Annotated in this window: 24 protein-coding genes; 10 read left to right on the top strand and 14 right to left on the bottom strand. The window is 66.3% G+C overall.

The window, feature by feature from the left end; genetic code table 11:
- Nucleotides 1-16: 16 nt before the first annotated feature.
- The 3 genes from groES to GM910_RS03490 all read right to left on the bottom strand — a co-directional run bounded on the left by groES (nt 17) and on the right by GM910_RS03490 (nt 3,868).
- A complete protein-coding gene (gene groES / locus GM910_RS03500; protein WP_159586127.1) occupies nt 17-331 on the bottom strand; it encodes a co-chaperone GroES in 315 nt (104 codons plus the stop codon).
- 379 nt (nt 332-710) lie between these two features.
- Entirely contained in the window at nt 711-3,215 is a 2,505-nt protein-coding gene (locus GM910_RS03495; RefSeq protein ID WP_246225838.1) for a TIGR02302 family protein, read from the bottom strand.
- A gap of 176 nt (nt 3,216-3,391) precedes the next feature.
- A complete protein-coding gene (locus tag GM910_RS03490; RefSeq protein ID WP_159586125.1) occupies nt 3,392-3,868 on the bottom strand; it encodes a MarR family winged helix-turn-helix transcriptional regulator in 477 nt (158 codons plus the stop codon).
- A 188-nt stretch (nt 3,869-4,056) separates the two neighbouring features.
- Here GM910_RS03490 and ectA point away from each other — a divergent pair, with 188 nt between their 5' ends.
- From ectA to GM910_RS03465, 5 genes are all read left to right on the top strand, one after another.
- A complete protein-coding gene (gene ectA, locus GM910_RS03485) occupies nt 4,057-4,602 on the top strand; it encodes a diaminobutyrate acetyltransferase (protein ID WP_159586124.1) in 546 nt (181 codons plus the stop codon).
- A gap of 47 nt (nt 4,603-4,649) precedes the next feature.
- A complete protein-coding gene (ectB, locus tag GM910_RS03480; RefSeq protein WP_159586123.1) occupies nt 4,650-5,939 on the top strand; it encodes a diaminobutyrate--2-oxoglutarate transaminase in 1,290 nt (429 codons plus the stop codon).
- Nucleotides 5,940-5,945: 6 nt separating this feature from the next.
- On the top strand, nt 5,946-6,344 hold the full coding sequence (locus GM910_RS03475) for an ectoine synthase (RefSeq protein ID WP_159586122.1): 399 nt from the start codon (nt 5,946-5,948) through the stop codon (nt 6,342-6,344).
- 44 nt (nt 6,345-6,388) lie between these two features.
- Nucleotides 6,389-7,321 (top strand): ectoine hydroxylase, encoded by a 933-nt coding sequence (gene thpD / locus GM910_RS03470; protein WP_159586121.1) that lies wholly within the window; start codon nt 6,389-6,391, stop codon nt 7,319-7,321.
- Nucleotides 7,322-7,441: 120 nt separating this feature from the next.
- On the top strand, nt 7,442-8,932 hold the full coding sequence (locus GM910_RS03465; protein ID WP_159586120.1) for an aspartate kinase: 1,491 nt from the start codon (nt 7,442-7,444) through the stop codon (nt 8,930-8,932).
- A gap of 118 nt (nt 8,933-9,050) precedes the next feature.
- Here GM910_RS03465 and GM910_RS03460 read toward each other — a convergent pair whose 3' ends face one another.
- The 6 genes from GM910_RS03460 to GM910_RS03435 form a co-directional block, all read right to left on the bottom strand.
- Entirely contained in the window at nt 9,051-9,347 is a 297-nt protein-coding gene (locus tag GM910_RS03460) for a GNAT family N-acetyltransferase (protein ID WP_159586119.1), read from the bottom strand.
- Nucleotides 9,344-9,982 (bottom strand): alpha/beta hydrolase, encoded by a 639-nt coding sequence (locus GM910_RS03455; protein WP_159586118.1) that lies wholly within the window; start codon nt 9,980-9,982, stop codon nt 9,344-9,346. The genes GM910_RS03460 and GM910_RS03455 overlap by 4 nt, the downstream gene beginning before the upstream one ends.
- A 4-nt stretch (nt 9,983-9,986) precedes the next feature.
- Nucleotides 9,987-10,919: a VOC family protein gene (locus tag GM910_RS03450; protein ID WP_159586117.1), complete on the bottom strand. Its 933-nt coding sequence runs from the start codon at nt 10,917-10,919 to the stop codon at nt 9,987-9,989.
- A gap of 199 nt (nt 10,920-11,118) precedes the next feature.
- Nucleotides 11,119-12,165, bottom strand: coding sequence for a PRC-barrel domain-containing protein (locus GM910_RS03445; protein ID WP_159586116.1), 1,047 nt, complete (start codon nt 12,163-12,165; stop codon nt 11,119-11,121).
- A gap of 225 nt (nt 12,166-12,390) precedes the next feature.
- The gene (locus GM910_RS03440) at nt 12,391-12,933 is read right to left on the bottom strand and encodes a sigma-70 family RNA polymerase sigma factor (protein WP_159586115.1); all 543 of its coding nucleotides are present in this window, start codon (nt 12,931-12,933) and stop codon (nt 12,391-12,393) included.
- A 2-nt stretch (nt 12,934-12,935) separates the two neighbouring features.
- Nucleotides 12,936-13,142 carry a NepR family anti-sigma factor gene (locus GM910_RS03435; protein ID WP_159586267.1) on the bottom strand — a complete coding sequence of 69 codons (207 nt, stop codon included), beginning with the start codon at nt 13,140-13,142 and terminating at the stop codon, nt 12,936-12,938.
- 202 nt (nt 13,143-13,344) lie between these two features.
- Here GM910_RS03435 and GM910_RS03430 point away from each other — a divergent pair, with 202 nt between their 5' ends.
- Nucleotides 13,345-14,139, top strand: coding sequence for a response regulator (locus tag GM910_RS03430; RefSeq protein ID WP_159586114.1), 795 nt, complete (start codon nt 13,345-13,347; stop codon nt 14,137-14,139).
- A 15-nt stretch (nt 14,140-14,154) separates the two neighbouring features.
- On the opposite strand, the gene GM910_RS03425 is transcribed toward GM910_RS03430, so the two are convergent.
- The 3 genes from GM910_RS03425 to xylF all read right to left on the bottom strand — a co-directional run bounded on the left by GM910_RS03425 (nt 14,155) and on the right by xylF (nt 17,414).
- Nucleotides 14,155-14,940 carry an ATP-binding cassette domain-containing protein gene (locus GM910_RS03425; protein ID WP_159586113.1) on the bottom strand — a complete coding sequence of 262 codons (786 nt, stop codon included), beginning with the start codon at nt 14,938-14,940 and terminating at the stop codon, nt 14,155-14,157.
- 11 nt (nt 14,941-14,951) lie between these two features.
- Nucleotides 14,952-16,268 carry a sugar ABC transporter permease gene (locus GM910_RS03420; protein ID WP_159586112.1) on the bottom strand — a complete coding sequence of 439 codons (1,317 nt, stop codon included), beginning with the start codon at nt 16,266-16,268 and terminating at the stop codon, nt 14,952-14,954.
- Between the two features lie 102 nt (nt 16,269-16,370).
- Entirely contained in the window at nt 16,371-17,414 is a 1,044-nt protein-coding gene (gene xylF, locus GM910_RS03415; protein WP_159586111.1) for a D-xylose ABC transporter substrate-binding protein, read from the bottom strand.
- A gap of 173 nt (nt 17,415-17,587) precedes the next feature.
- On the opposite strand from xylF, the gene GM910_RS03410 reads away from it, so the two are divergent.
- The 3 genes from GM910_RS03410 (at nt 17,588) to GM910_RS03400 (ending at nt 22,140) form a co-directional block, all read left to right on the top strand.
- Nucleotides 17,588-18,835 (top strand): ROK family transcriptional regulator, encoded by a 1,248-nt coding sequence (locus tag GM910_RS03410; RefSeq protein ID WP_159586110.1) that lies wholly within the window; start codon nt 17,588-17,590, stop codon nt 18,833-18,835.
- On the top strand, nt 18,832-20,247 hold the full coding sequence (locus GM910_RS03405) for a cytochrome c family protein (RefSeq protein ID WP_159586109.1): 1,416 nt from the start codon (nt 18,832-18,834) through the stop codon (nt 20,245-20,247). The genes GM910_RS03410 and GM910_RS03405 overlap by 4 nt, the downstream gene beginning before the upstream one ends.
- A gap of 180 nt (nt 20,248-20,427) precedes the next feature.
- The gene (locus GM910_RS03400) at nt 20,428-22,140 is read left to right on the top strand and encodes an FG-GAP repeat domain-containing protein (protein WP_159586108.1); all 1,713 of its coding nucleotides are present in this window, start codon (nt 20,428-20,430) and stop codon (nt 22,138-22,140) included.
- 67 nt (nt 22,141-22,207) lie between these two features.
- Here the strand turns inward: GM910_RS03400 and yddG are convergent, their stop codons facing one another.
- Together yddG and GM910_RS03390 are read right to left on the bottom strand one after the other, a co-directional pair.
- The gene (gene yddG, locus GM910_RS03395; RefSeq protein ID WP_159586107.1) at nt 22,208-23,101 is read right to left on the bottom strand and encodes an aromatic amino acid exporter YddG; all 894 of its coding nucleotides are present in this window, start codon (nt 23,099-23,101) and stop codon (nt 22,208-22,210) included.
- 22 nt (nt 23,102-23,123) lie between these two features.
- Nucleotides 23,124-23,888: a DUF3108 domain-containing protein gene (locus tag GM910_RS03390; protein WP_159586106.1), complete on the bottom strand. Its 765-nt coding sequence runs from the start codon at nt 23,886-23,888 to the stop codon at nt 23,124-23,126.
- A gap of 1,134 nt (nt 23,889-25,022) precedes the next feature.
- On the opposite strand from GM910_RS03390, the gene rpmB reads away from it, so the two are divergent.
- A complete protein-coding gene (gene rpmB, locus GM910_RS03385; protein ID WP_159586105.1) occupies nt 25,023-25,319 on the top strand; it encodes a 50S ribosomal protein L28 in 297 nt (98 codons plus the stop codon).
- Nucleotides 25,320-25,375: the final 56 nt, after the last annotated feature.

The following is a 25,375-nucleotide window of genomic DNA, read 5'->3' as shown; positions in this document are numbered from 1 at the left end:
GACCGTACGGGCGCACTCAGGCGGCCCTTTGTGCCGAGGCCGCGGCCTCTATGATACCGAGCACGTCGCTCTCCTTCATGATGAGAAGGTCTTCGCCCTTGAGGCGAATTTCCGTGCCCGACCACTTGCCGAAGAGGATGCGGTCGCCGACCTTCACCTCCAGCGGCACGAGTTCGCCGTTGTCGGCGCGCGCACCGGGACCGACAGCCAGCACCTCGCCTTCCTGCGGCTTTTCCTTCGCGGTATCGGGAATGATGACCCCTCCCGCCGTTTTCTCCTCCGCTTCTATGCGGCGGACGACCAAGCGGTCATGCAAAGGACGGAACTCCATGTCTTCCTCCTAAAGACAATGATTGAAGCACCTCCCGCGCCGGCCTCCCCGGCGCGGCACGCGGCCCGTTGCGGCACCGCGCGAAGAAAATTTGGTCGCAAAAAAGTTCCCGTTCAAGAGGCCGAAAGGGAAAAATTAGCACTCACCGTATGAGAATGCCAAAAATCCCTGCCGGGGCAGGCTCGCCGGCCGCCGCCAGGCGCCGCCCTCGTGGTTCGACAAGCTCACCATGAGGGCTACTGGAGCCTTTGCGCCCTTCGATGCTGAGGAACCAAGCGGCCGCCACTCAGCCACACATCCTGGCGCCAAAACGAGCGGCGACATCCCAGTAGCCCTCATGGTGAGCTTGTCGAACCACGAGGGCGCTTGGCACCCACCCTCACTGTATGTCGAGCAGCCGCTCCAGGTATTCGCGCTCCAACTCCGGGCTCAGCGCATCGCCCAGCCGGCGGCGGATGGCTTCGAGGATCTCGCGCGCCCGCTGCGTGTCGATCTCGTCGGGTACGTCGACGGAATCGCCGAAGTCCGGCCCGGTCGTCGCGCGCGGACGGCCCAGCGGGTCCCTTCCTGCCCGGTCCTGGCGGCCGCCCTGCTGGCCCTCGCCCTGCTGGCCGCGCATGGCCTGCTGCATCTGGCTCATCATGTCCTGCGCGCCGCGCCGCAGCGCCTCCAGCGCGCGGCCCTGCTCGCCGACGGCGCGCTCGCCCTGGCCTTCGCCGAGTGCGCCTTCGGCTCCCTCCATCGCCTCGCCGGCCTCGCCGAAGCCCTCGCCGGGCTGGATGCCCAGGCCTTCGAGCCCCTCCATCAGGCTTTGCAGGTCGCCCCGCAGGGCGCCCTGTCCCTCCTGCAGGCCGCGCAGCGCCTCGGTAAGCTCCTCAGGCGACATGCCTTGACCCTGGCCCCCCTGACCTTGCTGGCCCTGTTGCCCCTGTTGCCCTTGCTGCCCTTGCTGGCCGCGCTGCTGCTGGTCGAGGCGGAAGGTCTCGTTCATCAACTCCTGCTGGCGACGCATGATCTCGCCCAGCCGGTCCATCTGCTGGCGCATCTCGGACTGTTGCCCGCCGCCCTGGCCCTGCTGCGGCCTGCCGGCCTGCAGGTTGTTCATCATGTTCTCGAGCTGTGAGAGAAGGTCCTGCGCCTGGTCGCGGGCGCCCGACTTGGCGAGATCCTCGATCTGGTCGAGCATGCGCTCCAGGTCGCTCTGGCTCATCGTCTGGCCTTCCTGGCCCTCGGCGAAATCCTGGTTCTGCATGGCGCGCTCGGCGAACTCGCGCAGGAACTCCTGCATCGCCGTGCGCAATTCGTCCATCAGCCGCTCGATCTCCTCGTCGCTCGCCCCGTCCTCGAGGGCCTGCCGGAGCGCCTCCTGGGCCTGGCGCAGGCGCCGCTCGGCGGCGGTCAGGTCGCCGTCCTCGATGATCAGCGCGATCTCCCACAATTCGTCCACCACCGCACGCAGCGTCTCATCCCGGTCGGCGGCTCCAAGGCGCGAGCGCGCGGCCGAAATCAGCAGGAAATGCGAGGGCTCGTCGAACGTCTCCTCCGGCCACATGAGCACGGCATCCATGAGCGCCAGGACGCGAGGCTGCTGGTTCTTGTCGAGCGCTAGAATGCGCCGCTGCTCGATCAGCGCCTGGGCCAGCGGGTTGGTGAAAGGCCGTTGCGGCAGGACGAAAGTTCTGGTTTCGCTCTCGCCCGTCTGCTCGGCCGCGTCCCTGGCCGAAAGCGTGAGATCCACCGGGAGTCCCGCCCACGGATGCTCCCTCAGGTCGCGCGAGGTCTTGGCCGCCATCCCGTCCCGGTTGCCGCGGCGCGGCAAGGAGAGCGGCATTTCCGGCGCCTCGTAGAGCGGCTGTGCATCCGGGTTCGGCTCCGGCCGTGCGAACAACGCCTCGGCACCCACGGCGCCGTAGTCGTCCTCGATCTCGTAGGCCAGCTCCAGCGCCCCGTTCACCGCGCGCCTGGGCTCCTCTGTGAAGCGGATCTCGGGCGGCGTGTCGGGCACCACCGAGAATTGCCAGCGCTCCACCTCCCGTCCGCCATCGGAAAGGCTGACGGTGCCCGCACCGGTAAGCGTCTCGGAAAAACGCAGCGCCCCGCCTGCCGGGTCCGCTCCGCCCTCGGGCTCGATCGCCCGCTCCGCGCCGCCCGCATCGATGAATGACAGCGCCTCTTCCCCCGAACCGCCGCTCACACGCACGGCCACGGTGCTGCTCTGCGGCACGGCGAAGTCCCGCCGCTCGCGATTGGCGTCGGCCGTCAGGTAGATCGGTGCGCGTCCCGTATAGGGCGGCGGGGTGACCCAGGCGTCGATGCGCGCCGGCGCGACGTCCGTTCGCGCCGGAGGTTGGAACGCGTCGGCGATGCGTCCGCCATAAGGCCCGGTCGAATAGGCGAGTGCGGTGACGAACAGCAGCGCGGCGACAGCGCGCAATCCCCACGGGTCGCGTTCGGGAACGGACGTTTGCGGCAGATCGCCGTGCAGGCGCGAAAGCCGCTCGGCCATCCGTTTCTGGTGCTCGCGCCATAGCGCGGAGGCAAAGGCATCCCCATCGCCGCTGCCGGCCAGCCGGTCGGACTGTACGGAGACCGGCGCGTGCTCAAGCAGGTTCGCCCGCTCTATGCGGCGGTCGACCTCGCTCGCCACGGGCATGCGAAACAGCCTGAGCGGCCACAGCGAGGCAAGCGCGGCAATCGCCAGCAGCGCCAGCAGGCCGAGCCGCGCCCAATCCGGCAGGAAGCGGAAGACGCCGAACCACGCGAGGCTCAGGAACAGGCTCGCCACCACCACGAGCGGTAGGACGAGCGGCCACAGGCGTTCGACCAGGATCGCGCCGCGCACGACCGCGCGCGTCCGTGCGAGCCGGGCGAGAAGCCCGGACATTGGGCGATCAATGAAGCGGTGCTCGGCCATCACGCGTCCAGACTGCCGGGCGCACGGCCCGATGCGGCGCGCCCTGCCTTCCTAAGATAACATCAAACGCGGCGAAGGCGAGGCGGTACGGGCAAAAGATGCCGCACGCGCCTTCACGACCGCGTCATCCTTGTCTTCCAATACCGTTACTTGCGGTCGACCGCGCCGACGTCAAGAAGCGGCGAGGCGTCGATGGTGCCGGCGTTCAGCATGGCGCCTACCTTTTCCAGCGCCGCCACGACCATCGCCTGCTCCCAGTCGGGCAGCGCCTCGAACTGTTTGGAGAACGTGCGCTGCAGCGGGTCGGGCGCTGCCTTGAGCATTTCCAGGCCGGCCTCCGTCGGCGCCACCCAGACGACGCGCCGGTCCTTTTCGCCGCGCGTGCGCGTCACCAGCCCCCGTGCCTCCAGCTTGTCGACCAGCGCCGTCGCCGTCGCCTGGCCGACACCTGCTCTTGCGGCGATATCCTTCGGTGTAAGGCGAGTGGCAGCAGCGACAATCTCCAGCACGATGAGCTGCGGTGTCGTCAGCCCCGTCGCGCGCGCCAGGGTTCGCGCATTGAGCTCCGTCGCTCGCAGAATGCGCCTGAGCGCGATGAGGCTGGTCTGGGTGCGGTTTTCCATGGGACAGCTTCGTCAGAGAGAGATGGCCCTTGATAGCAGAAAAAATATGATTTGATTAGCGAATGAAATTTCCCGCAGAATCAGTGGGAAAGCACGTTTTCTCCACGGCCGATGCCAGAAATTCCCTGTTCGCCGGTTGAAATATCCTTCGCCAATCGTAATATCCGGCCCGCTCAGGAGAAGAGACAATGCATACCGGAAATATCGAACTTGTTCGAAAACGATCTGGTCGGATCGCCTTTCGCACCCCCCGCACCGAGGATGGCACGGCCGTCTGGCGCCTCATCAGATCCTGCGACCCCCTCGACGAAAATTCCCTCTACTGCAACCTGCTCCAGTGCGACCATTTCAGCGACACCTGCATGGTCGCCGAGCGCGTGGCCGACGGCGCCATCGTCGGCTGGGTTTCCGGCTATCTGTTGCCGGATGACCCGTCTTTACTCTTCATCTGGCAGGTCGCCGTAGACGAGAGCGCGCAGGGCCAGGGCATTGCCAAGCGAATGCTCACAGCTCTCCTGGCGCGCGCGGCCTGCGCGGACGTACGCGGCCTCAAGACCACCATCACATCCGACAATGCGGCAAGCTGGGCCCTCTTCAACTCCTTCGCCCGCAGCCAGGGCACGGAGCTGAAGAGCGAGCCCTATTTCCGCAAGGATGCCCATTTCGACGGGGAGCACGCCACCGAGCACATGGTGACGATCACGCTGCCCGAGGAGGCGCGCAACGCGGCCTGATCGGCGCGATGCAACGCCTCCGAGACATTCAACCCGAAGGGAATATCATGACGACCGTACGAACGGACGACAAAGCTATCTTTGAACGGCGCGAGTCCGCCGCGCGCAGCTATTGCCGCAGCTTCCCCGTCGTGTTCGAGAAGGCGCGGGGCGCCACGCTCACCGGCCGCGACGGCCGCGACTACATCGACTTCCTCGCCGGCTGCTCGTCGCTCAACTACGGGCATAACGACCCCGACATGAAGGCTGCCCTCGTCGACTATATCGCCGGCGATGGCGTGGCGCACGGCCTCGACATGCACACCAGAGCCAAGGCCGCCTTCCTGGAGGCCTTCGAGCGCATCATCCTGACCCCGCGCGGCATGGACCATCGCATGATGTTCATGGGCCCGACGGGCGCCAACGCCGTCGAGGCGGCGCTGAAGCTCGCCCGCAAGGTGACGGGACGCACCAACGTCGTCGCCTTCACCAACGGCTTCCACGGCGTCACGCTCGGCGCGCTCGCCGCCACCGGCAACGGCTACCACCGCGGCGGCGCCGGCGTTCCGCTTTCCGGTGTCACGCGCATGCCGTTCGAGGGCGCGATGGGAGAGGACATCGACACCGCCGATTTCCTGAACCGTATGCTCTCCGAGCCGTCCAGCGGCATCGAGCCGCCGGCGGCGATCATCCTGGAGACCGTGCAGGGGGAGGGCGGTTTGAACGCCGCCTCCCGTGAGTGGGTGCGCCGCATCGCCGAGATCGCTCGCGCCCACGGTGCGCTCTTCATCGTCGACGACATCCAGGCGGGCTGCGGCCGCACCGGCCCCTTCTTCTCCTTCGAGGAGATGGGCGTGAAGCCGGATATCATCACCATGGCGAAGTCGCTTTCGGGCTTCGGCCTGCCCTTCGCCGCGCTGCTGGTGAAGCCGGATTACGACGTGTTCGGCCCGGCCGAGCACAACGGCACTTTCCGCGGCAACAACCATGCCTTCGTTACCGCGCGCGTGGCGCTGGAGAAGTTCTGGGCAGACGGCAGCTTTAAGGAGACGGTGACGAAGCGCGCCGCCTACCTGAAATCGCGGCTCGCGAAAATCGCGGAGCGCCTGCCCGCCGCCCGCCTGAAAGGCCGGGGCATGATGCTCGGCATCGACGTCGGCTCCGGCAAGCTGGCGGAAGAGATCTGCGCCCGCTGTTTCGAGAACGGCCTCGTCATCGAGACCTCGGGCGCCCACGACGAGGTGGTCAAGGTCCTGGCGCCGCTGACCATCGATGAGAAGACCTTTGCCCGCGGCCTCGACATCCTCGAAGAAGCCGCGAGCGAAATTGCCCAGTCCACCAAAATTGCAGCGGAGTGAGCGTCGATGATCGTGCGTGACCTGAACGAGGCCAAGAACACGGAGCGCCATGTCTTCTCGGAGGGCTGGGACAGCGTGCGGCTGCTCTTGAAGTCCGACGGCATGGGCTTCTCTTTCCACATCACCACCATCTACGCCGGCGCCGAGCTTGAGATGCACTACAAGAACCATTTCGAAAGCGTCTACTGCGTCGACGGCACTGGCTCCATCGAGGACTGCGCCACCGGCAAGGTCCACCGGATAAAGCCGGGCGTGGTCTACGCCCTCGACAAGAACGACAAGCACATTCTCCGCGCCGACGCGGAGAAGCCCATGATCATGGCCTGTGTCTTCAACCCGCCCGTAACGGGCACCGAAGTTCACAAGGACGATGGCTCCTACGCACTGGAGGCCGAGTCGGCGTGATGTGAAGCCACGCCGGCAGAAACCAAAAGAAGAAGGAGAAAAAGATGTCTGCAATCACTCATCCCGCCGACCGACGACAGGATCCCTATCCGAGCCGCCTGCCGGAAGAGCGCTGGCTGCCGCGGCAGGACAAGACTGTCTGGAGCCAGTGGCGCCCCGACGCGCCCCTGACGGCTCAGCAGGCCGACCAGTTCGACCGCGACGGTTTCCTGGTGCTCAAGGACCTCTTCACCGAAGATGAGGTGAAGGCGCTGATGGCCGAATCGGCCGCCCTGCGCGGTGGCGAACGTGAATTGATGGACGGCAGCATCATCACGGAGCCGGGTTCCGACGAGGTGCGCACGGTCTTCAAGCTGCCCGAGCAGAGCCCGCTCTTCAACCGGCTGGCGCGTGACCGCCGCATTGCCGGTATCGCCAGCTTCCTGCTCGGCGACGACGTCTACGTCCACCAGTCGCGCCTCAACTACAAGCCGGGCTTCACCGGCAAGGAGTTCTACTGGCACTCCGACTTCGAGACCTGGCACGCCGAGGACGGCATGCCGCGCATGCGCGCCGTCTCCGCGTCGCTGCTCCTGACGGACAACGACGCGCTCAACGGCCCGCTCATGCTGATGCCCGGCTCGCACAAGCATTTCATCGCTTGCGCCGGCGAAACGCCGGAGGACAACCACAAGGCCTCGCTGAAGAAGCAGGAGGTGGGTGTCCCCTCGCATGGCGCGCTGACCAAGCTGGCGTCCGAGCACGGCATCCATGCTGCCACCGGCAAGGCGGGCACGCTGGTTCTGTTCGACTGCAACACGATGCACGGCTCGAACGGCAACATAACCCCCTTCTCCCGTTCGAACGCCTTCTTCGTGTTCAACGCCATGTCCAACCAGCTCGAGGAGCCCTTCGGCGCCAAGAAGCCGCGGCCTGATTTCCTGGCCGAGCGCGGCGAGGCCAAGGCCATCGAGATCGCTTCCGGCAAGCTGGTTTAGAGCAATTCCAGGAAAAGTGGAAACCGGTTTTCCGTCCGGAATTGAGAAAAAACAAAGAGTTAGACAAGTTCATCGATTCCATGAAACGATGAACTGGTCTGGGAGAAAACGGCTCAAGCCATGACACAATTAGCGGAAGAGGAGCACGCCGCGGCGCATCGCGGCGTGCCGGCAAATGCGCCCCGCAGCCATACCGTCGAGAAGATCGGCGGAACCTCCATGAGCCGGGCGCGCGAGCTGCTCGACACCATCCTGATCGGCGCGCGCAAGGGCGAGGCGCTCTATCACCGCGTCTTCGTGGTCTCCGCCTTCGGCGGCATCACGGACAAGCTGCTCGAACACAAGAAGTCGGGCAAGGCCGGCGTCTACGCGCAGTTTGCCCACGCCGACAACGAGCATGGATGGATGGTGGCGCTGGGCGAGGTCAGCCGCGCCATGCACGACATCAATGCGGGGATGTTCGATTGTGCCGGCGACCGGCAGGCCGCCGATGATTTCGTGCGCGAGCGCATCGAAGGCGCGCGCCGCTGCCTGATCGATCTGCAGCGCCTGTGCTCCTACGGGCATTTCCAGCTCGTCGAGCACATGCAGACCATCCGCGAGATGCTGTCGGCCCTCGGCGAGGCGCATTCGGCCAGCAACCTGACCCTGCTTTTGCGCCGCCACGGCGTCGACGCGTGCCTTATCGACCTGACGGGCTGGCGCGACGAGGCCCAGCCAAGCCTCGACGAGCGCATCGAAGCGGCCTTCGCCGAGGTGGATCTTGCGCGCGAATTACCCATCGTCACCGGCTATGCCCAGTGCCGCGAGGGGCTGATGCGCGAGTTCGACCGCGGCTATTCCGAGGTCACCTTCGCCACCATCGCAGCGCTCACCGGCGCCCGCGAGGCGATCATCCACAAGGAGTTCCACCTCTCCAGCGCCGATCCGCGCCTGGTCGGGGCCGAGAACGTGCGCAAGATCGGCCGCACCAACTACGACGTTGCCGATCAGCTCTCGAACATGGGCATGGAGGCGATCCACCCGAAGGCGGCGAAGAAGCTGCGCCAGGCGGGCGTTCCCTTGCGCGTCGCCAACGCCTTCGAGCCGCACGATCCCGGCACGCTGATCGACGCCGAGCCCGCGAACAGGCCCGGCGTCGAGATGGTCACGGGGCTGCCCGTCACCACGCTGGAGCTGTTCGAGCAGGATATGGTGGGCGTGAAGGGCTACGACGCGGCCATCCTCGACGTGCTGGCCCGCCACCGGGTGCGCATCGTCTCGAAGGTATCCAACGCCAACTCGATCGTCCACCACATCCAGGCGCCGCTGAAGACCGTTCGGCGCGTCGAGCGGGACCTGACGGAGCGCTATCCCTCCGCCCGCATCACCACCCGCCGCGCCGGCATGGTGTCGGTCATCGGGCGCGACCTGAAGGGCCTCAACGTCATGCTCAAGGGGTTGACGGCGCTCTGCGAGGCCGGCATCGAGCCGATCTCGGCGCAGGAGACGGGCCGCGGCGTCGACGTGCAGTTCGTGGTAGCGAGCGAAAGCCGGGAGGAGGCGGTAAAGACGCTGCACCGGGCCTTCGTCGAGGCCGGCGAGAGCCCGCGTCTGGCGAAGGCCGCCTAGAGCAATTCCAGGAAAAGTGGAAGCCGGTTTTCCGTCCGGAATTGCGACAAAGCAAGGCGTTGGACCAGTTCATCGATTCCGTGAAACGATGAACTGGTCTAAGTGAGGCTCCGCCGGCTTACCGCGCCAAAACGTCCTGCCACTCGGGATGCCGGCGGAACTGGGCCGCTGCGAAGGGGCAGAGCGGCCTGATCTTCACACCGTCCTTGCGCGCCGCCTCCACCGCATGCGCCACCAGCCCTTCGCCGACGCCTTGCCCGCGAAAGGGCGTCGGAACCTCCGTATGATCGATGATGATCTGGCTCGTGCCGATCCTGGTGAAGGTCATCTCCGCCTTCTCCCCGTCGGCGGCATAGACATAGCGGCCCTTTCCGCCCAGGTCCTCAAGATGGATACGCGACGGATCGAATGTCATTCGCCCGCCTCCCGCACGGCTTCGCCCGCGTAGGGAGCGAGAAAGCGCCTGGCGGCCGCCGTCTCCTGCGGCCGCACCTCGTGCCCACCCTCGTGCCACACGATCTCGGTCTCGGCGCCGGCGGCGCCCAGATGCGCCATCAGCCTGTCGGTGAGGGTCGAGGGGCAGATAGGGTCCCTGCGGCCTGCCGTCACCAGCAGCCGGGTCTTGAACGTTTCAGCGCCGATGCGCGGCTGGAAGGGAATAAGCGGGTGCATCAGCACCGCGGCATCGAACAACGCCGGGTCGGCAAAGATGACCGAGGCAAGGATGTTGGCGCCGTTGGAGTAGCCGAGGCCGAGGACGGAGCCCGGCTTCTGCGCCGCCACATGGGCGCGCACGAAACCCGCCATCTTCTGCGTCGCGCGCGCAAGATCGTCCATATCATAGACACCCTCGCCCGTGCGCCGGAAGAAGCGCGCCGCGCCCTGTTCGCTGACGTCGCCGCGCGGCGCGACGATGCCGGCGCCCGGCAAGACTGTTTCGGCCATCGGCAGAAGCTGGCGCTCATCGCCGCCCGTGCCGTGAAAAAGGAAGAGCAGCGGCCGGCCCGGCCCAGTGGGTGCGATATAGTGTTGGTAGGCGTCGGCGGACATCGCTCTACTCTCCGATACGCGGCAGTTGGCTTTCCAGAAGGGGCCTGAGATGGGCATGCTGGCGCGGCAGCTTCAGCGCCTCGCCCAGATGCTCCATGTCCTCGTCGCGCGCAAAGCCCGGATCGTCGGTGGCGATCTCGAACAGCACGCCGCCCGGCGCCCGGAAATAGATGGAGAGGAAATAGTCGCGGTCGATCACCGGCGTAACGCCGAACCGCTCCCTCACCAGCGCCTCGCGCACCGCCAGTTGCGCAGTGCTGTCGGGAACCGCGAAGGCGATGTGATGCACGGAACCGGCTCCCTGACGCGCCGCCCCCGCCGTCGGGTCCGTCTTCAGGTCGATGATCTCGGCGCCGTTCCCGCCGGCGCGCACCATGCGGCGCAGGTTTTCCTCCTCCGCGGCATTCTTGAAGCCCATCAGCTCCAGAAGCGCGCCTGTCCCTCCGCTGTCGTTGAGCGTCAGCGATGCGGAGTGGAAGCCGCGGATCGCGTGCTCGCCGGGAACGCCGGCGCCGGTCCAGGGCTGGCGGGCATCCTCCGCCACCTCCACCAGCGCGAAGCCATCGCCGTCCGCACCGTCGAAATGGAGACGCTCTTCATCGAAGCGTGAGGCGCGCCGCAGCCCGCTCACCGCATTGGCGTTGAGATGCTTCTCCCAGAAGTCGAGGCTGCCTTCGGGAACCGAGAAAACGGTGGTGCCGACCTCGCCCGCCCCCCGCGTGCCGCGAACGATGTCGGGGAAGGGGAAATATGTCAGCACGGTGCCCGGCTGGCCGATACCGTTGGCGTAGTAGAGGTGGTAGACATCCGGCGCGTCGAAATTCACCGTCTTCTTGACGCGGCGCAGCCCCAGCACCTTCGTGGCGAAGTTGTCGGTCCCCGCGGCGTCCTTTGCCATGGAGGTGATGTGATGAATGCCTTCGATGGTGTCGAGCATGATGCCGCTCCTTCGGTTGGATGGTCCGCATGGCCCATATGGAGCGGCGCGGCCCGGCGCGGAAGGCGTCTGTCCGGATAAGGACTGTCTCCCCGCCGGCGACAGTGTCGACCTTTCTGCCGCTCGCGCCAAGACATAATAAAGGCCCCGCACCGGCGAGCGGTGCGGGGCCTCGTCTTTGCGGTCGCGGGTGTGGGCCTTACTGCACTTGCATGCGCATCTCATCGCGCCGCTCGGCGTACGTTGCCTCATCGTATTCCGGCTGCGCCTCGAGTTCCTGCTGGGTGAACTCGGTGTAGAGATATAGGTCGCCGCCCTCATCGGTCATGAAGGCGAGGTTGTCCATGCCGATGGCAACCTTCCTCTCACCGACCTCGAGGAACCCGCCGACATCGACGACCACTGCATCCACCTTGCCTTCCGGCGTCAGGACGACATCGCCGATCTCACCGATGTTCTCCTCGTTGGCGCCGAAGACCGTGGTGCCGGTCAGGTTCTCTGCGCTAAGCTGTCCGGGCTCGGCCTCCTGCAGCTGGCTGCGATCGATGGCCCCGGTCCGGGTCGGGTCGGTCTCGTCCGCCTGACGTTCCTCCGTCATCGCGGCAGTGTCCTCGGCGGGACGGTCCTGGCGATCCTCGGCCATGGTGGTCTCGCCTTCGCCGGCCTGGTCGTCGGCCGGGGTGGGGGCCGGGGCGGGGGCCTCGGCTGTCGTGCCGTCCGTGCCCATTGCGTCCTCGGCACCCTCGTCCGGTGTCGGCGCCGCGGCCAGGTCTTCCGCCGTGGCGGGCTTGGTCTCGGCGACGTCCGCATCGGCCGGCATCGGGCGATAGGCCGACCGGTCGAAATCGGGCTGCGCCCTCAGTGCGTCGGCCGTCGTCTCGACAACCAGCCAACGCTCGCCGTCCTGCTGCTCCGACCACTGGGCGAGGTCGTATTCGAGCGCGACTTCCTTCTGGCCGATGCCGAGGAAGCCGCCGACGCCGACGACGATGGCTTCGACGTTGCCTTCCTTGTCGATCACGAGGTCGCGGACGGAACCGATATTCTCGGCGTCCTCGCCGGTGCCGTTGTAGACGGCCTCACCGATGATGTTGGATGCCAGATTGCCCTCTGCGCGGATGGTCATTTCCTCCGCCGGCTGCTGATCCAACGTCGTCGGATCGCCGGTGGGCGCCGTTGTCTGAGCGACCGCGCCAGTTGCAACCAGCGTAGCGATCGCGGTGGTCGCCAAAAGTTTGCGGATCATGATAAGCTCTCCATGTGCAGTTTTCTGTACACGGCCGCGGAGTCGACCGAACTGGTGCGCGGCCACTCCTCGTTTAAACGTCGATGCGCTCCAAACAGTTCCACGACCGCCGACCACCTTGCAGCGGTCCACGTCTTCCATTTGCCCGCAATTCTTCCGCCGAGAGGACTACGGTTCGTCCAATCGCCAGGGTCGAGGCGATGGAAGCCGTCGGTTGCGAACCGCTCAGGCGACGTTCGTTATGTGGGTGGTACTCGAACCGGGACCGAAATCGCTTTCCCCCTCGATCCCGAGGATCTCCTGAAGCCGGGCCCGTGCACGGCTGACGCGGCTTTTGATCGTGCCCACCGCGCAGCCGCAGATCTCCGCGGCTTCCTCGTAGGAGAAGCCCGAAGCGCCGACCAGGATGATCGCCTCACGCTGGTCTTCCGGCAGCAATTCCAATGCCTTGCGGAAATCGGTCAGGTCGGTCGAGCCCTCTTGGCTCGGATGCACGGAAAGCTGTGCCGTCATCGTCCCGTCCGTGTCCTCCACCTCACGCTTGCGCTTGCGCATTTGCGAGTAGAACTCGTTGCGCAGGATGGTGAACAGCCAGGCCTTCAAGTTCGTGCCGGGCTGGAAGCTGTCCTGCTTGTCCCATGCCTTGACCAGTGTTTCCTGGACGAGGTCGTCCGCCCGATCGGCGTTCTTCGCAAGCGAGACCGCGAAGGCCCGTAACACCGGCACCGCCGCCAACAAGCCGTTGCGGAAACTCGGTGATGGGGACATGCTCAATCCTCTTTCACCGCTGACTGAGGCTGTTCCTTCCCCTCGAGTTCGCTTAGCAACTGGTTGAAGCGGTCGGGAATCTCCTCCGAAATCAAGTCGGCATAATACTGCCGGAGCTTGCGGCCTATTTCCGAGTTAGGCCCCAGAGGGTCGGAACCGGAACGTCGTTCCCCGGAATCTCGTTTCATTTCAGTCTTCTGATACTTCATGCCCGTTTCAACGCCCGTTTGGCACCCCGGTTCCCGTACTGTCTTGCCGATCATGCATGTTGCCTGCCATTACGCAAATTCGGACGGGAACGTTATGGGGGCGAATTTGTTCCATCGTGTCGGGAACTTTTTAAACGCGCCTGCGTTGAGGCCAGTTATTTGCCGATTCCAGCTTCCATCCACCGAGGGAGACAAATTCAGCATGAGCTTGTCAGCGAAAATTGCCCCGCATTTGCCCTATCTGCGGAGGTTCTCCCGTGCTGTCTCCGGGTCGCAGACCAGCGGCGATGCGTTGGTTGCGGCCACCTTGGAGGCGCTGATCGCCGACACGTCGATCTTTCCCAGAGCCTCGAACGATCGCATTGCGCTGTTCAAGCTTTTCGCCAGGCTTTTCGGAACCCTCAAGATCCAAATGCCCGAGGCGCGGCCCACTTCCGCGTGGGAAGAGCGCGCCATCACAAATTTGTCCGCCCTCTCGCCACGGCCGCGGCAGGCCTTCCTGCTGGTGGCGGTCGAGGGGTTCGGCACGGAGGAGGCCGCGGAGATCCTGGATGTGGAAGAAGAGCGCCTGAATACGCTTTTGAAGGAGGCGAGCGACGAGATCTCGCGTCAGGTGGCGACCGATATCCTGATCATCGAAGACGAGCCGCTGATCGCCATGGATATCGAGGAGTTGGTTGAAAGCCTCGGCCACCGCGCCGTCGGCACGGCGCGCACCCACCAGGAGGCGGTCGAACTCTTCCGAAAGACGAGGCCAGGCATGGTGCTGGCCGACATTCAGCTCGCCGACGGCAGCTCGGGCATAGACGCGGTCAATGAAATCCTCGAGACCAACCCGGTTCCCGTCATCTTCATCACCGCTTTCCCCGAGCGGCTTCTGACCGGGGAGCGGCCGGAGCCGGCCTTCCTCGTCACCAAGCCCTTCAACCCCGACATGGTGAAGGCGCTCATCAGCCAGGCACTGTTCTTCGCTCAACAGGCAAGGGCGGCGGCGTAACCGGGTAAGGCCGCCTCAGGCGGCCACCTGCAGCGCGCCGGGTCCGGGCACGGCGCCGGGTGGACATTTGCCGAGGATGATCATGCCGAGCACGTCGTCCTCGGTCACGTCGCCCGGGCGTGCCGTGCCGACCACCTGTCCGTTCTTCATCACCACCACCCGGTCCGCGAGGTCGAAGACGTCGTGGATATCGTGGCTGATGAGGAAGATGCCGATGCCCTCCTGCTTGAGCTGACGTACGAGGTCGGAGACCTGCGCCGTCTCCTGCGGTCCGAGTGCCGCCGTCGGCTCGTCCATGATGAGGATGCGCGCGTCGAAATAGATGGCGCGGGCGATCGCCACCGACTGCCGCTGTCCGCCCGAAAGCCGGCTCACCGGCTCCTTGAAGCGCTGGAAGCGCGGGTTGAGCCGGCCCATCACCTTGCGCGTCTCCGATTCCATCGCCACGTCGTCGAGCGTCCCCCAGGAGGTCCTCAACTCGCGCCCGAGGAAGAGGTTGGCGGCGGCGTCCACGTTGTCGGCCAGCGCCAGCGTCTGATAGATGGTCTCGATGCCGTATTTCTTGGCATCGCGCGGGTTGGTGATCTGCGCTTCCTCGCCGTTGACGAGGATCGTGCCCGCATCGCGCTTGTAGGCGCCCGACAGGATCTTGATGAGCGTCGACTTGCCGGCGCCGTTGTGCCCGACAAGCGCGACCACCTCGCCCCCGTGAAGGTCGACCGAGACGTCCTCGACGGCGTGGATGCCGCCGAAGGCAATGGAGATGTTCTTCATCTCGACGAGCGGTGTGTTGTCTGCCATCGCGCCCTCCCTTACTGCGTGCGCTTGCGGTAGATCGTGTCGAGCCAGACGGCAACGACCAGAACCGCGCCGACAACGATGTTCTGCAGCGGCGTGTCGACGCCGAGCAGGATCATGCCAGTGGCAAGCGACTGCATCAGAACCGCGCCGATCATGGCGCCGGCGACGGTGCCCACGCCGCCGCCGAGCGAGGTGCCGCCGATGACGGCGGCGGCGATCACCAGGAGCTCGTCGAGGGTTCCTTGCGCGTTGGTCGCCGCGTTGAGCCGCGCCGTCGATATGGCCGCGGCGATCGACGCGAGCACGCCCATGAGGATGAAGATCTTCATCACCACCCAGCGGGTGTTGATGCCGGCAAGCTCGGCCGCTTCCGGGTTGCCGCCGATGGCGAAGACATAGCGGCCAAAGCGCGTGCGCGTGGCCAGGAACGTCATGACGATGCCGACGCCAACGGCGATCAGCACCGGAATGGCGATGCCGTGAGCGATGAAGAGCCCGCCTTCGGGGATGGGAATATTGTTCGCCTCGGCATAGCGCCGCGCGATGGCCGAGGGCAGGGGATAGGCATTGGCCACCGCGACGGCGCCGAGAATGAGTGCGCAGCCGACGGTGCCCAGAAAGCCTTCCGCCCACAGCGGACGCAGAGGAAACTTGAACTTGCGCCTTTGCCTGCGCCCCTGGATCAGCATGAGAACGAGCGCCGCACAGGCGAGGATGCCGATGATCCAGCTCCAGGTGGCGCCGATCGAACCGCCAGGCCCACCGCCCATGAGGCGGAAGGTGGTGTCCATGGGGGCAATGGTGCGGCCGCTGGTGACCCACCATGCCGCGCCGCGCCACACAAGCAGCCCGCCCAGCGTGACGATGAAAGCCGGGACGCCGAGAAAGGCGATGACATAGCCGTGCAGCGCGCCGATGAGGGCGCCGACCAGGATGCCCACGGCGAGCGCGATGATCCAGATGGCCGGATGGCCGAAATCCAGGAAATCCGGCAGGATCAGCGCCTGTGTGACGGCCATGATCATGCCGACGAAACCGAGAAGCGAGCCAACCGAAAGGTCGATGTTGCGCGTCACGATGACGAGCACCATGCCGGTGGCCATCGTGGCGACCGAGGCGGACTGGACCGAAAGGTTCCACAGATTGCGCGGTGTGAGGAAAAGGCCGCCGGAGAGGAGGTGGAAGCCGAGCCAGACGATCAGCAGCGCTCCCAGCATGCCAAGCATGCGCGTGTCGAGCTCCGTCGCCTTGAGAAATCGCATCACCACGCCGTCTGGCGTCGCCGAGGCGCCCTGCGACGTCGACGCGTGGGACGTTGCATCCGCCATTCCGATCCTCCCTCACGGCCCCACCATACACCGCGCGGGGCTGATTATGAAAACGCCGCAGTCCGGTACGAACCGCGGCGTTTCGATTTCCTACGTGGTGCGTTAGCCGCAGACGTCAACCGTGCCGGGCTGGACGCCCTGGCAGACGACATCCTTCGTCACCCAGCCGGCGTCGATGACGACGTTGAGGTTGTCCCGCGTGATCGGTACCGGTGCCAGGAAGACGGCATTCATCTCGACGCCGTTCGGGCCGTCGGACCACTTCACCGCGTTCTCGACATCTTCCATCGCCGTGCCCTCGGCGAGCTGGTTGGCGATCTTGGCCGCCTCCGCGCCGAGGTCGCGCGCGTCCTTCCACACCGAGACGGTCTGCGAGCCGAGCGCAACGCGATTGAGCGCGGCATGGTCGCCGTCCTGGCCGGAGACCGGCACGGCACCGGCAAGGCCCTGCGCCTCGAGCGCGGCGACGACACCGCCTGCCGTGCCGTCGTTGGAAGCCACGACCGCGTCCACCTCGTTGTTGTTGGCGGTCAGGATCTGCTCCATGTTGCGCTGCGCGTTGGCGGGCAGCCAGCCGTCCGTATAGGCCTCGCCGACATTCTTGATCGCGCCGGAATCGATCGCCTCCTTAAGCACCTCCATCTGCCCCTCGAACAGGAAGTCGGCGTTCGGGTCGGCCGAGGAGCCCTTGATGAAGGCATAGCTGCCTTCCGGCTGCGCCTCGAACACGGCACGCGCCTGCATGCGGCCCACTTCCTTGTTGTCGAAGGTCAGGTAGAAGGCGTCGGTGTTCTCGATGAGCCGGTCATAGCCGACCACCGGAATACCCTCGTTGACGGCATTTTCCACCGCCGGACCGATGGCCGAGGAGTCCTGCGCCAGGATGATCAGCGCGTTCGCACCCTGGGAGATGAGCGATTCCACGTCCGTGAGCTGCTTCGAGGCCGAGGACTGCGCGTCGGCGGAGATGTAGCTGTTGCCATCCGCCTCGATCTGCGCCTTGATGGCGGCCTCGTCCGTCTTCCAGCGCTCTTCCTGGAAGTTGGACCAGGAAACGCCTATCACCTTGCCTTCGGCCAGCGCCGCCGTCGACAGCGACAACGAAAATGCGAGGCCCGCCAGGACGGCGGTCGTCATATTCTTCATGATTTCCTCCCATATGCCCGAAAAGGGCACGACAATTCTATTGCCTGTAACGAAGGCTCATTTTTTCGAGCCTCGAAAAAAAGAATGACTCACGTTTTCACCCGTGTCAATATGGCATTTCAGTCTGCCGGCGCGGGAGGATAGGCGCCGAAGCGGCCAAGGGAGGATGCGGATTGACGACCGGAATCCGCCATGACGAGATGCGCAAGCGCAATCGCGCGCTGGTGATCGCCGCCGTGCGGCGGGCCGACCAGCCGTCGCGCACGGAGATCGCCCGTCTGACGGGGCTCAGCCATTCCACCATCTCGGCCATCGCTTCCGATCTCATCGAGGAAGGCATCATGCGCGAGATCGGGCAGGGCGAGGCGGCACCCGCCCGGCGCGGGCGCCCGCAGGTGGCGCTGGGGCTCGATCCGGAAGCCGCCACCGTCGTCTGCCTGCATCTGTCCTTCAACAGCCTGTCGGCGGTGCTGGTCGACTATTGCGGCCGCGTGATCGATACCGGGACCCACCATCTGTCGACGCTGGCGCTCAGCCGGCAGGCGCTCCTGGACGCGGCGGTCTCCGCCGTGCGCGAGATCGCCTGCGGCCGCGAAGGCTTCCTGCGCATCGCCTTCGCCGTGCAGGGCATCACCGACGCCGCCGGCCGCCAGATGCTGTGGTCGCCGATCACCCCGCACAGCGATATCGCCTTCGGCCCGGAGCTGGAGGCGGCGTTCGGCGTCCCGGTGACGGTGCAGAACGATTGCAACATGATCGCCGCCGCGCTGCGCTGGCGCAACCCGGAACGCTACCGCGACAATTTCATCGCCCTCCTCCTGTCGCAAGGCATCGGCATGGGCCTGATGCTGAACGGGCAATTGTTCACCGGCACCCATTCATCCGCCGGCGAATTCGGCCACATGATCCACAGGCCCGACGGTGCCCTATGCCGTTGCGGGCGCCGGGGCTGCATCGAGGCCTATGCGGGCAACTACGCCATCTGGCGCAAGGCGCACGGCAAGAGCGCCATGGAAAAGCCGATCGCCGACATCAAGGCCGGCGAGATGGAGGCGCTGGCGGCAACGGCGCGCCGCGGGGACGGCCCGGCACGCCAGGCGTTCCGCGAAGCGGCCGAGGCGATCGGCATCGGCATCGGCAGCCTCTTCGCCCTGATCGACCCCGCGCCCGTCGCCATGGTCGGCCAGGGCACGGCGGCCTTCGACATCCTGGAGCCGGAGATCCGCGCCGCACTCGCCCAGACGGCCGGCGGCCAGCACGCCGATGACGTTTCGTTCGAGACATGGCCCGACGAGGTGCCCTTCATTCAGCAAGGCTGCGCCATGACGGCGCTGACGGGCCTCGACTGGGAAGTTTTCGGCCCCGGCCTCCGCCCCGGCGCGGGCGGCAGAAAGCCCGAAGACGGGAGGGTCGTGGCATGAAGCGGGTCGGCCGTGCCCCGGCTCTCGCCGCGGCAGTCCTGATCGCCGCCGCAAGCGCGGCCGCGGAGCCGTGGCACGAGGGCGTGATGTCGCGGCACGTGGACCAGGACGCCTTGTCCGGAACGCTCGACAAGGCGGCGCTCGAGGCCCTGCGCGAGCGCGGCGAAGAGCTCTTCGTCGGCCACTTCACCCCCGCCGACGGCGTCGGCAGGCCGTTTGCCACCCAGGCCATCGTTCCGACCAAGCGCAAGCGTCCGCCCGAAAACGCCTTCTTCCGCTCCGCCGGCCTCGACGCCAACGCCTGCGCCGGCTGCCACAACCTGCCGGCCACCGGCGGTGCCGGCGATTTCGTCACCAATGTCTTCGTCTCGGAAGGCTTCGAAAGCGCCGATTTCGACAGCCTCGACCCGCAATTCTCCAACGAGCGGGGCACCAACCATCTCTTCGGCGCCGGCCTGATCGAGCTCCTGGCGCGCGAGATGACCGTGGATCTGCAGCGCATGCGCCGCGAGGCGCTGGCCAAGGCACGCCGCCAGGGCAGCGCCGTCACGGCGAGGCTTGCGAGCAAGGGCGTCGATTTCGGCGTCATCGTCGCCGAACCGGACGGCATGCTGGACCTTTCCGCCGTTGCGGGCGTCGATCACGATCTCGTCATCCGCCCCTTCAGCCAGAAAGGCGTGATGACCTCGCTGCGCCAGTTCACCGTCAACGCCCTCAACCACCACCATGGCATGCAGGCGAGCGAGCGCTTCGGCCCGCGCTGGACCGGCGAGCGCGATCACGACGGCGACGGCGTGGAGGACGAGGTGAGCGAGGGCGACGTCTCGGCCCTCGTTGCCTGGCAGGCCGGCCTGAAGCCGCCGGTAGAGCGCACGCCCGACGGTCCGGAATGGCAGGCGGCCGCCAGAAAGGGCAGCGCCGTCTTCGATGCGCTCGGCTGCAACGAATGCCACCGCCGCGCCCTGCCGCTCCAATCGCTGTCCTTCGCCGACCCCGGCCCGCTCGACATGGCCGGCACGCTGCGCGGGAGCGAGCTTGCCGAGCCGGCCGTCTACGACCTCGCCCTCCTCGACTGGGCGCGCGGCCTGCCGCGCAACGGAAAGGGCGCGGTGCTCGTGCCGCTCTTCGGTGACTTGAAGCGCCACACGATCGCCGATCAGGAGGTCGCCGCCCTCGGCAACGAACTCCTCGCCCAGCGCTTCGTGGAGCGCAACGTCTTCATGACCGCCGAATTATGGGGCGCCGGCTCGACCGCTCCCTACGGCCACCGCAACGACCTTTCGACGCTCGACGAAGTGATCCGCGCCCATGGCGGCGAAGGCCGCGCCGCCCGCGACCGCTATGTGGAAGCGGCGGAGGAGGAGCGCGGTGCGCTGATCGCATTTTTGCGGACGCTGGTGATTGGGCCTTAGATGTTGGGTGGATACGGCTACATGGAGAAGCCCGCGCCCCTTCGCGCCCCCCTCTGCCCTGCCGGGCATCTCCCCCACACGGGGGGAGATTGCGCCGGCCGCTTGTTCCGGCAGCTATTGTGCAATGCCGGCGATTGGCGAAACCATTCGCGACAGCCAATCTCCCCCCTCGTGGGGGAGATGCCCGGCAGGGCAGAGGGGGGCGCGAAGGGGCGCCACCTTCTCATCGCTCTTTCCCTCCTAACCGCCACCCCCGCCGCCGCCGGCCCCCTCAACGACATCCCCGCCATGCACGAGGAAGCCCTCGCCGCTGGCATCGAGCACGCCTATCGCGGCCCGTGGGAATATTTCGTCGGCGGAGGCGCCGCCTCCTTCGATTGCAACGGCGACCGGCTACCCGATCTCTTCCTCGCCGGCGGCAAGGACCCCGCCAGGCTCTACGTCAACGAAAGCACGGCCGGCGGCCCGCTGCGCTTTGCGGCGCGCGACACGGGGCTGAGCCAGCGCACCCTTGAAAAGGTGCTGGGCGCCTATCCGCTCGACATCGACAATGACGGCCATCTCGACCTCGCGCTCCTCAGGCTGGGCGAGAACGTGCTCCTGAAAGGCGGCCCGGAATGCACCTTCAGGCAAGCGAACGCGCTTTTCGCCTTTGACGGCGGCAACGCCTGGACCACCGCCTTCTCCGCGAGTTGGGAGGAGGGCAACGCCTTCCCGACGCTGGCCTTCGGCAACTATGTCGACCGCTCCGCCCCCGGTTCGCCCTGGGGCACCTGCCACGACAACGCCCTCTACCGCCCGGAGGCGGGCGAGGGCCGGCCGCGCTATGCCGAAAGACGCCCGCTCAGCCCCGGCTACTGCGCTCTCTCCATGCTCTTTACCGACTGGAACCGCTCCGGCACGCCCGATTTGAGGATCACCAACGACCGGCACTATTACCGCGGCGGCGAGGAGCAGCTCTGGCACATCGAGCCTGGCCGCGCGCCGCGTCTCTTCAGCCGCTCCGAGGGCTGGCGCCACCTCACGATCTGGGGCATGGGCATCGCCGAAGGCGACCTTAACAGCGACGGCTATCCCGAATACGCGCTCACCTCCATGGGCGACACCAAGCTGCAGATGCTGGACGAGGAGGCAGAGGAAGACCGCCCCATCTACACCGACATCGCCTACGACCGCGGCGCCACCGCGCATCGCCCCTATATCGGCGAGGACCTGAAGCCCTCCACCGGCTGGCACGCCGAGTTCGCCGACTTCAACAACGACGGCCTGCTCGACCTCTTCATCGCCAAGGGCAATGTCGAGCAGATGCCGGATTTCGCGGCGGTCGATCCCGACAATCTGCTTCTCGGCCAGTGGGACGGCCGCTTCGCGGAGGCCGGCGCCGAAGCGGGCATCGGGCTGCCGACCAAGGGGCGCGGCGCCATCGTCGACGATTTCAACATGGACGGCATGCTGGACCTCCTGGTCGTCAACCGGGAAGAAAACGTCTCGCTCTTCCGTAATCTCGGTGCCAGGGCAATTCCAGGAGAAGCGGGAACCGGGTTTCCGTCCGGTACTGCGGCAAAGCAAATGGCCGAAGCCGGGCCCATGCCCATGGGCAATTTCGTCGCCGTCGAGCTTGCCCAGAAGGGCCCCAACGCCAATGCCGTCGGCGCGCTGATCGCCGTCAAATACGGCACGCGCACCGCCAATCGCACGGTGCAGGTGGGCGGCGGCCATGCATCCGGCCATTCAGGCTTCGTGCATGCCGGCGTCGGCACCGCCGAGCGCGCCGAGATCCGCGTCAAATGGCCGGACGGCGAGTGGAGCCCGCCCTACCGCGTCTTCGCCAACAACTTCGTGCGCATCGAACGCGGTGCGGCGGAGGCGCGCTACTGGTATCCGGCGGAGTAGAGGGGCGCGCGAAGGGGCGCCGGCATCTCCGGAAAACCCAGAATCCAGCGAGCCGATCACCCCAACCTCAAGCCGCCGCATCACCCGGAACTGCCGGCTTGCGCCGCCGCAGCATGTTCTTGGCCGCCAATGCCGCCCCGCCGGTGATCAGCAGGCACGCGGCGAGGATGTTGATCGTCGGCTCCGCCCTGCCGGCGGCGATGAGGATCAGCGTCGACAGGAGCGGTGCTGCATAGCTCGCGGCCCCCAGCACCTGGATGTTGCCGTGCTTGACGCCATAGTCCCAGGCATAGAATGCCGCCCCCACGGGAAGCAGGCCGAGGCCCAGAACGGCCAGCCATTCGCCGGCGCCCGCCGGCCATACCGTCTCCTCCAGGGCCAGGTGGCAAAGGGCGGAGAGGATCGCCGTGGCGGCGCAGAACCAGGTGACGATGCCGGTCGGCACGGCCTGGAAGCGGCGCGACAGGAGCGAATAGCCGGACCAGAAGAGCGCGCAGCCGCCGGCCGCCGCATAGCCGAGCGCATAGCGGCCGTCGAGGGTGAGGCCGCCTCCCTTGGTGACGATGAGGAAGGTGCCGAGAAGGCCGAGAAGCGCGCCGGCCACGTGGTGCCAGCCGAGCCGCTCCCCCGGCATCAAGGCCGAGCCCAGCACGATGAGCAGCGGCCACAGATAGGCGATCAGGCTCGCCTCCACGGCCGGTGCGTTGCGCAGTGCGGTGAAGTAGAGGAAGTGATAGCCGAAGAGCCCGCCGACACCGATGAGCCAGACGACCGGCGGAACGGCCTCGCGCCGGCGGAAGGCGGGCGCCAGAAGCTGCGCGACGACACCGATCCCCGTGCCGACGGTGAAGGACAGCGCCGAAAGCTGGAAGGGCGGCACCTTGCCCGAGGCCGCGGTGAAGAGCGCCAGCAGCGCCCACATGGCAACAGCCGAAAAGCCGATCAACGTGGCGCGCGCCATTTCCCCTCCTTCGCAACCGCCCTCACATGGGACGCGCCCTGATGTGCACGGTTCCGATCTTCGTGGCAATGGTAGCCTCGACCGGAGAGTAAAGGTCGCGGCCTTCGACCGGCTGGAAGCCAACGAGAATCCGCGACCTGTCGCGCAGATATTTGATAGAGGAATGGCCCTTGCGGTAGCCGGCGACGGGCACGAAGCGCGCCCGGCAGGTCACAGCGGCGCGGGAGAAGGTCTCGCCTTTCGCCGCCGGCTGCAAGACGAGGTCGGCGCGCGTCTCGCCGTCATAGACCTTGACCGTGCGCCGGCAGACCTCGGCTGCGTTCGATACGGGCAGAAGAAGCGCCGACAGCGGGTCGGCGACATCGGCCAGATGTTCGCGCGCCACCGGCACCCAGTCCTTGCCGCGCTTCTTGCGCTCGGGCCGGTTCTCCGTCTCGGCCACGCTCCCGTTGGCGAAGCGGATGGCCGTCTTCTTCGTTTTCTTCCCGCTCTTGTAGTCGAGCGTATATTCCTTCGGCTGGCTGGCGCTTTCCCCCATCCATCCGTTCACGCTCACCGTGCCGTCCGTGCGGTCGAAGATGCGGGCGATGCCAGCACTGGCAAAACGGCCGGCGATGGCAAACCCTCGGCCCTCGAAGCGGCTTTCCAGCACGGCGCGGCCGATCGGCAGCCCAAAGAGCGAGGCGCTGTACTGCACGCGGTAGGTCTCTCGCGCCGCCGAAAGCGGGCTGGCGACGCCTGCAAGCACGATGGCGGCAACGAGTGCACGCGCGCGAAGCCTGGCCATTTCCTCATCTCCGCACAGGCGGTCTACCCGCCAAGCCCTCCGCCCTTAGGCAAAAGCGGCAAATGGGGCGGATATGTGGAGCGAGCGAGATCGCGTCGACAACAGCCCTTCCGGCGCAAGGCGTGTCTCTCGGATAAGCCGCCACCCCTTCGCGCCCCCTCTGTTCTGCCGGACATCTCCCCCGCAAGGGGGGAGATTGGCCTGCCGCTTGATTCGGCGCCTTTCCTGCAACGTTGACGATTTGCGAAACCCTGCGCGACGGCCGATCTCCCCCCTTGCGGGGGAGATGTCCGGCAGGACAGAGGGGGCGCGAAGGGAGGCCGACATTTCAAAAGTAGCCCACCCGCGCGGGGATAAAATGTGGCCACAAAGAATCTTTCTTCCCCACCAACCCATTGTTTTCGCTCGCTTCCGAATAATTTCTCCAACTTTTTCGCAGGATTTTATCCCCCCTCCCTCTGCCCCCCTTACAATCCACCCATCGCCCTCACGGGAACCTTGGTCCGGACCGGGGACACGGGGAGGGCGGCGGAGACCTCTTCCTGTGGGCTGCCGGTGCCCGCAGGCGTGAGGGCCCGCGACAGGCCGGCGGTGCCGGGGTGCTGGGTGAGAGACGGTGCCAGGCAACTGCGGAGAAGCCGCTAGGGTTTCGCATGGCCCGGCTAAGACCACCCCCTAATTGGGTGCAGCCGGGAAAGATGGAACCCGAGTGACCGGCCGACCGTCGGGACAGCCTCCGGTGGGGCGCGTTGGACGCGCCTTAAAAAATAAATTGAGTGGCACGGACAACGCGCCCCGCTTCCCACGTTCTTTGACATAGCCCGGCTTCGGATGAAGCGCGGCAACGGATAGGCATGTCCTTCGCCAGGAAAGGCACAACACTCGCGTCTCCCCTCCCCCTTGTGGGGAGGGGTAAGGGGTGGGGGTGGACGCGCCCGTGTGCCGTCGGGGGCGATTATCCCATCCCCACCGCCAGGAATGCGTTGCCGCGCGTCCCGGAGACCCCGAGCTTGACCGGCAAGGCAAATGTCTTTATGGGGACGGCGACTTTCCACGAGGCCGCCTGAAACTTTCCGCGCGCCGTCCTTTTCGGGTGCGGCAAGGGGTCATGGCCCGAAAGATAAAGGTAGAAAAATGTCCCGCGCATGTGAACTGACCGGTAAGGCCGTGATGAGCGGCAACAATGTGAGCCACGCCAACAACCGGAGCCGCCGCCGCTTCCTGCCGAACCTGTGCGACGTCACGCTGATGTCGGAGGCGCTCGGCCAGAACTACCGGCTGCGCGTTTCGGCCAATGCGCTGCGCACGGTCGAGCATCGCGGCGGGCTCGATGCCTTCCTCATGAAGGCGAAGTCGAACGAGCTTTCCCAGCGCGCGCGCCTCTTGAAGAAGCAGGTCGCCAAGAAGCTGACAGAGCAGGCGACCGCCTGAGCCATCCGATCCGGGGCGGGAGCGTTTCCCGCCCACTGGTTCCATCACCCAGGATA

The sequence above is a fragment of the Chelativorans xinjiangensis genome (genome assembly GCF_009812055.1).
Lineage (GTDB): Bacteria > Pseudomonadota > Alphaproteobacteria > Rhizobiales > Rhizobiaceae > Chelativorans > Chelativorans xinjiangense.
Note: the sequence above shows the minus strand (reverse complement) of the source record. Positions and strands in the feature narration are given on the sequence as shown.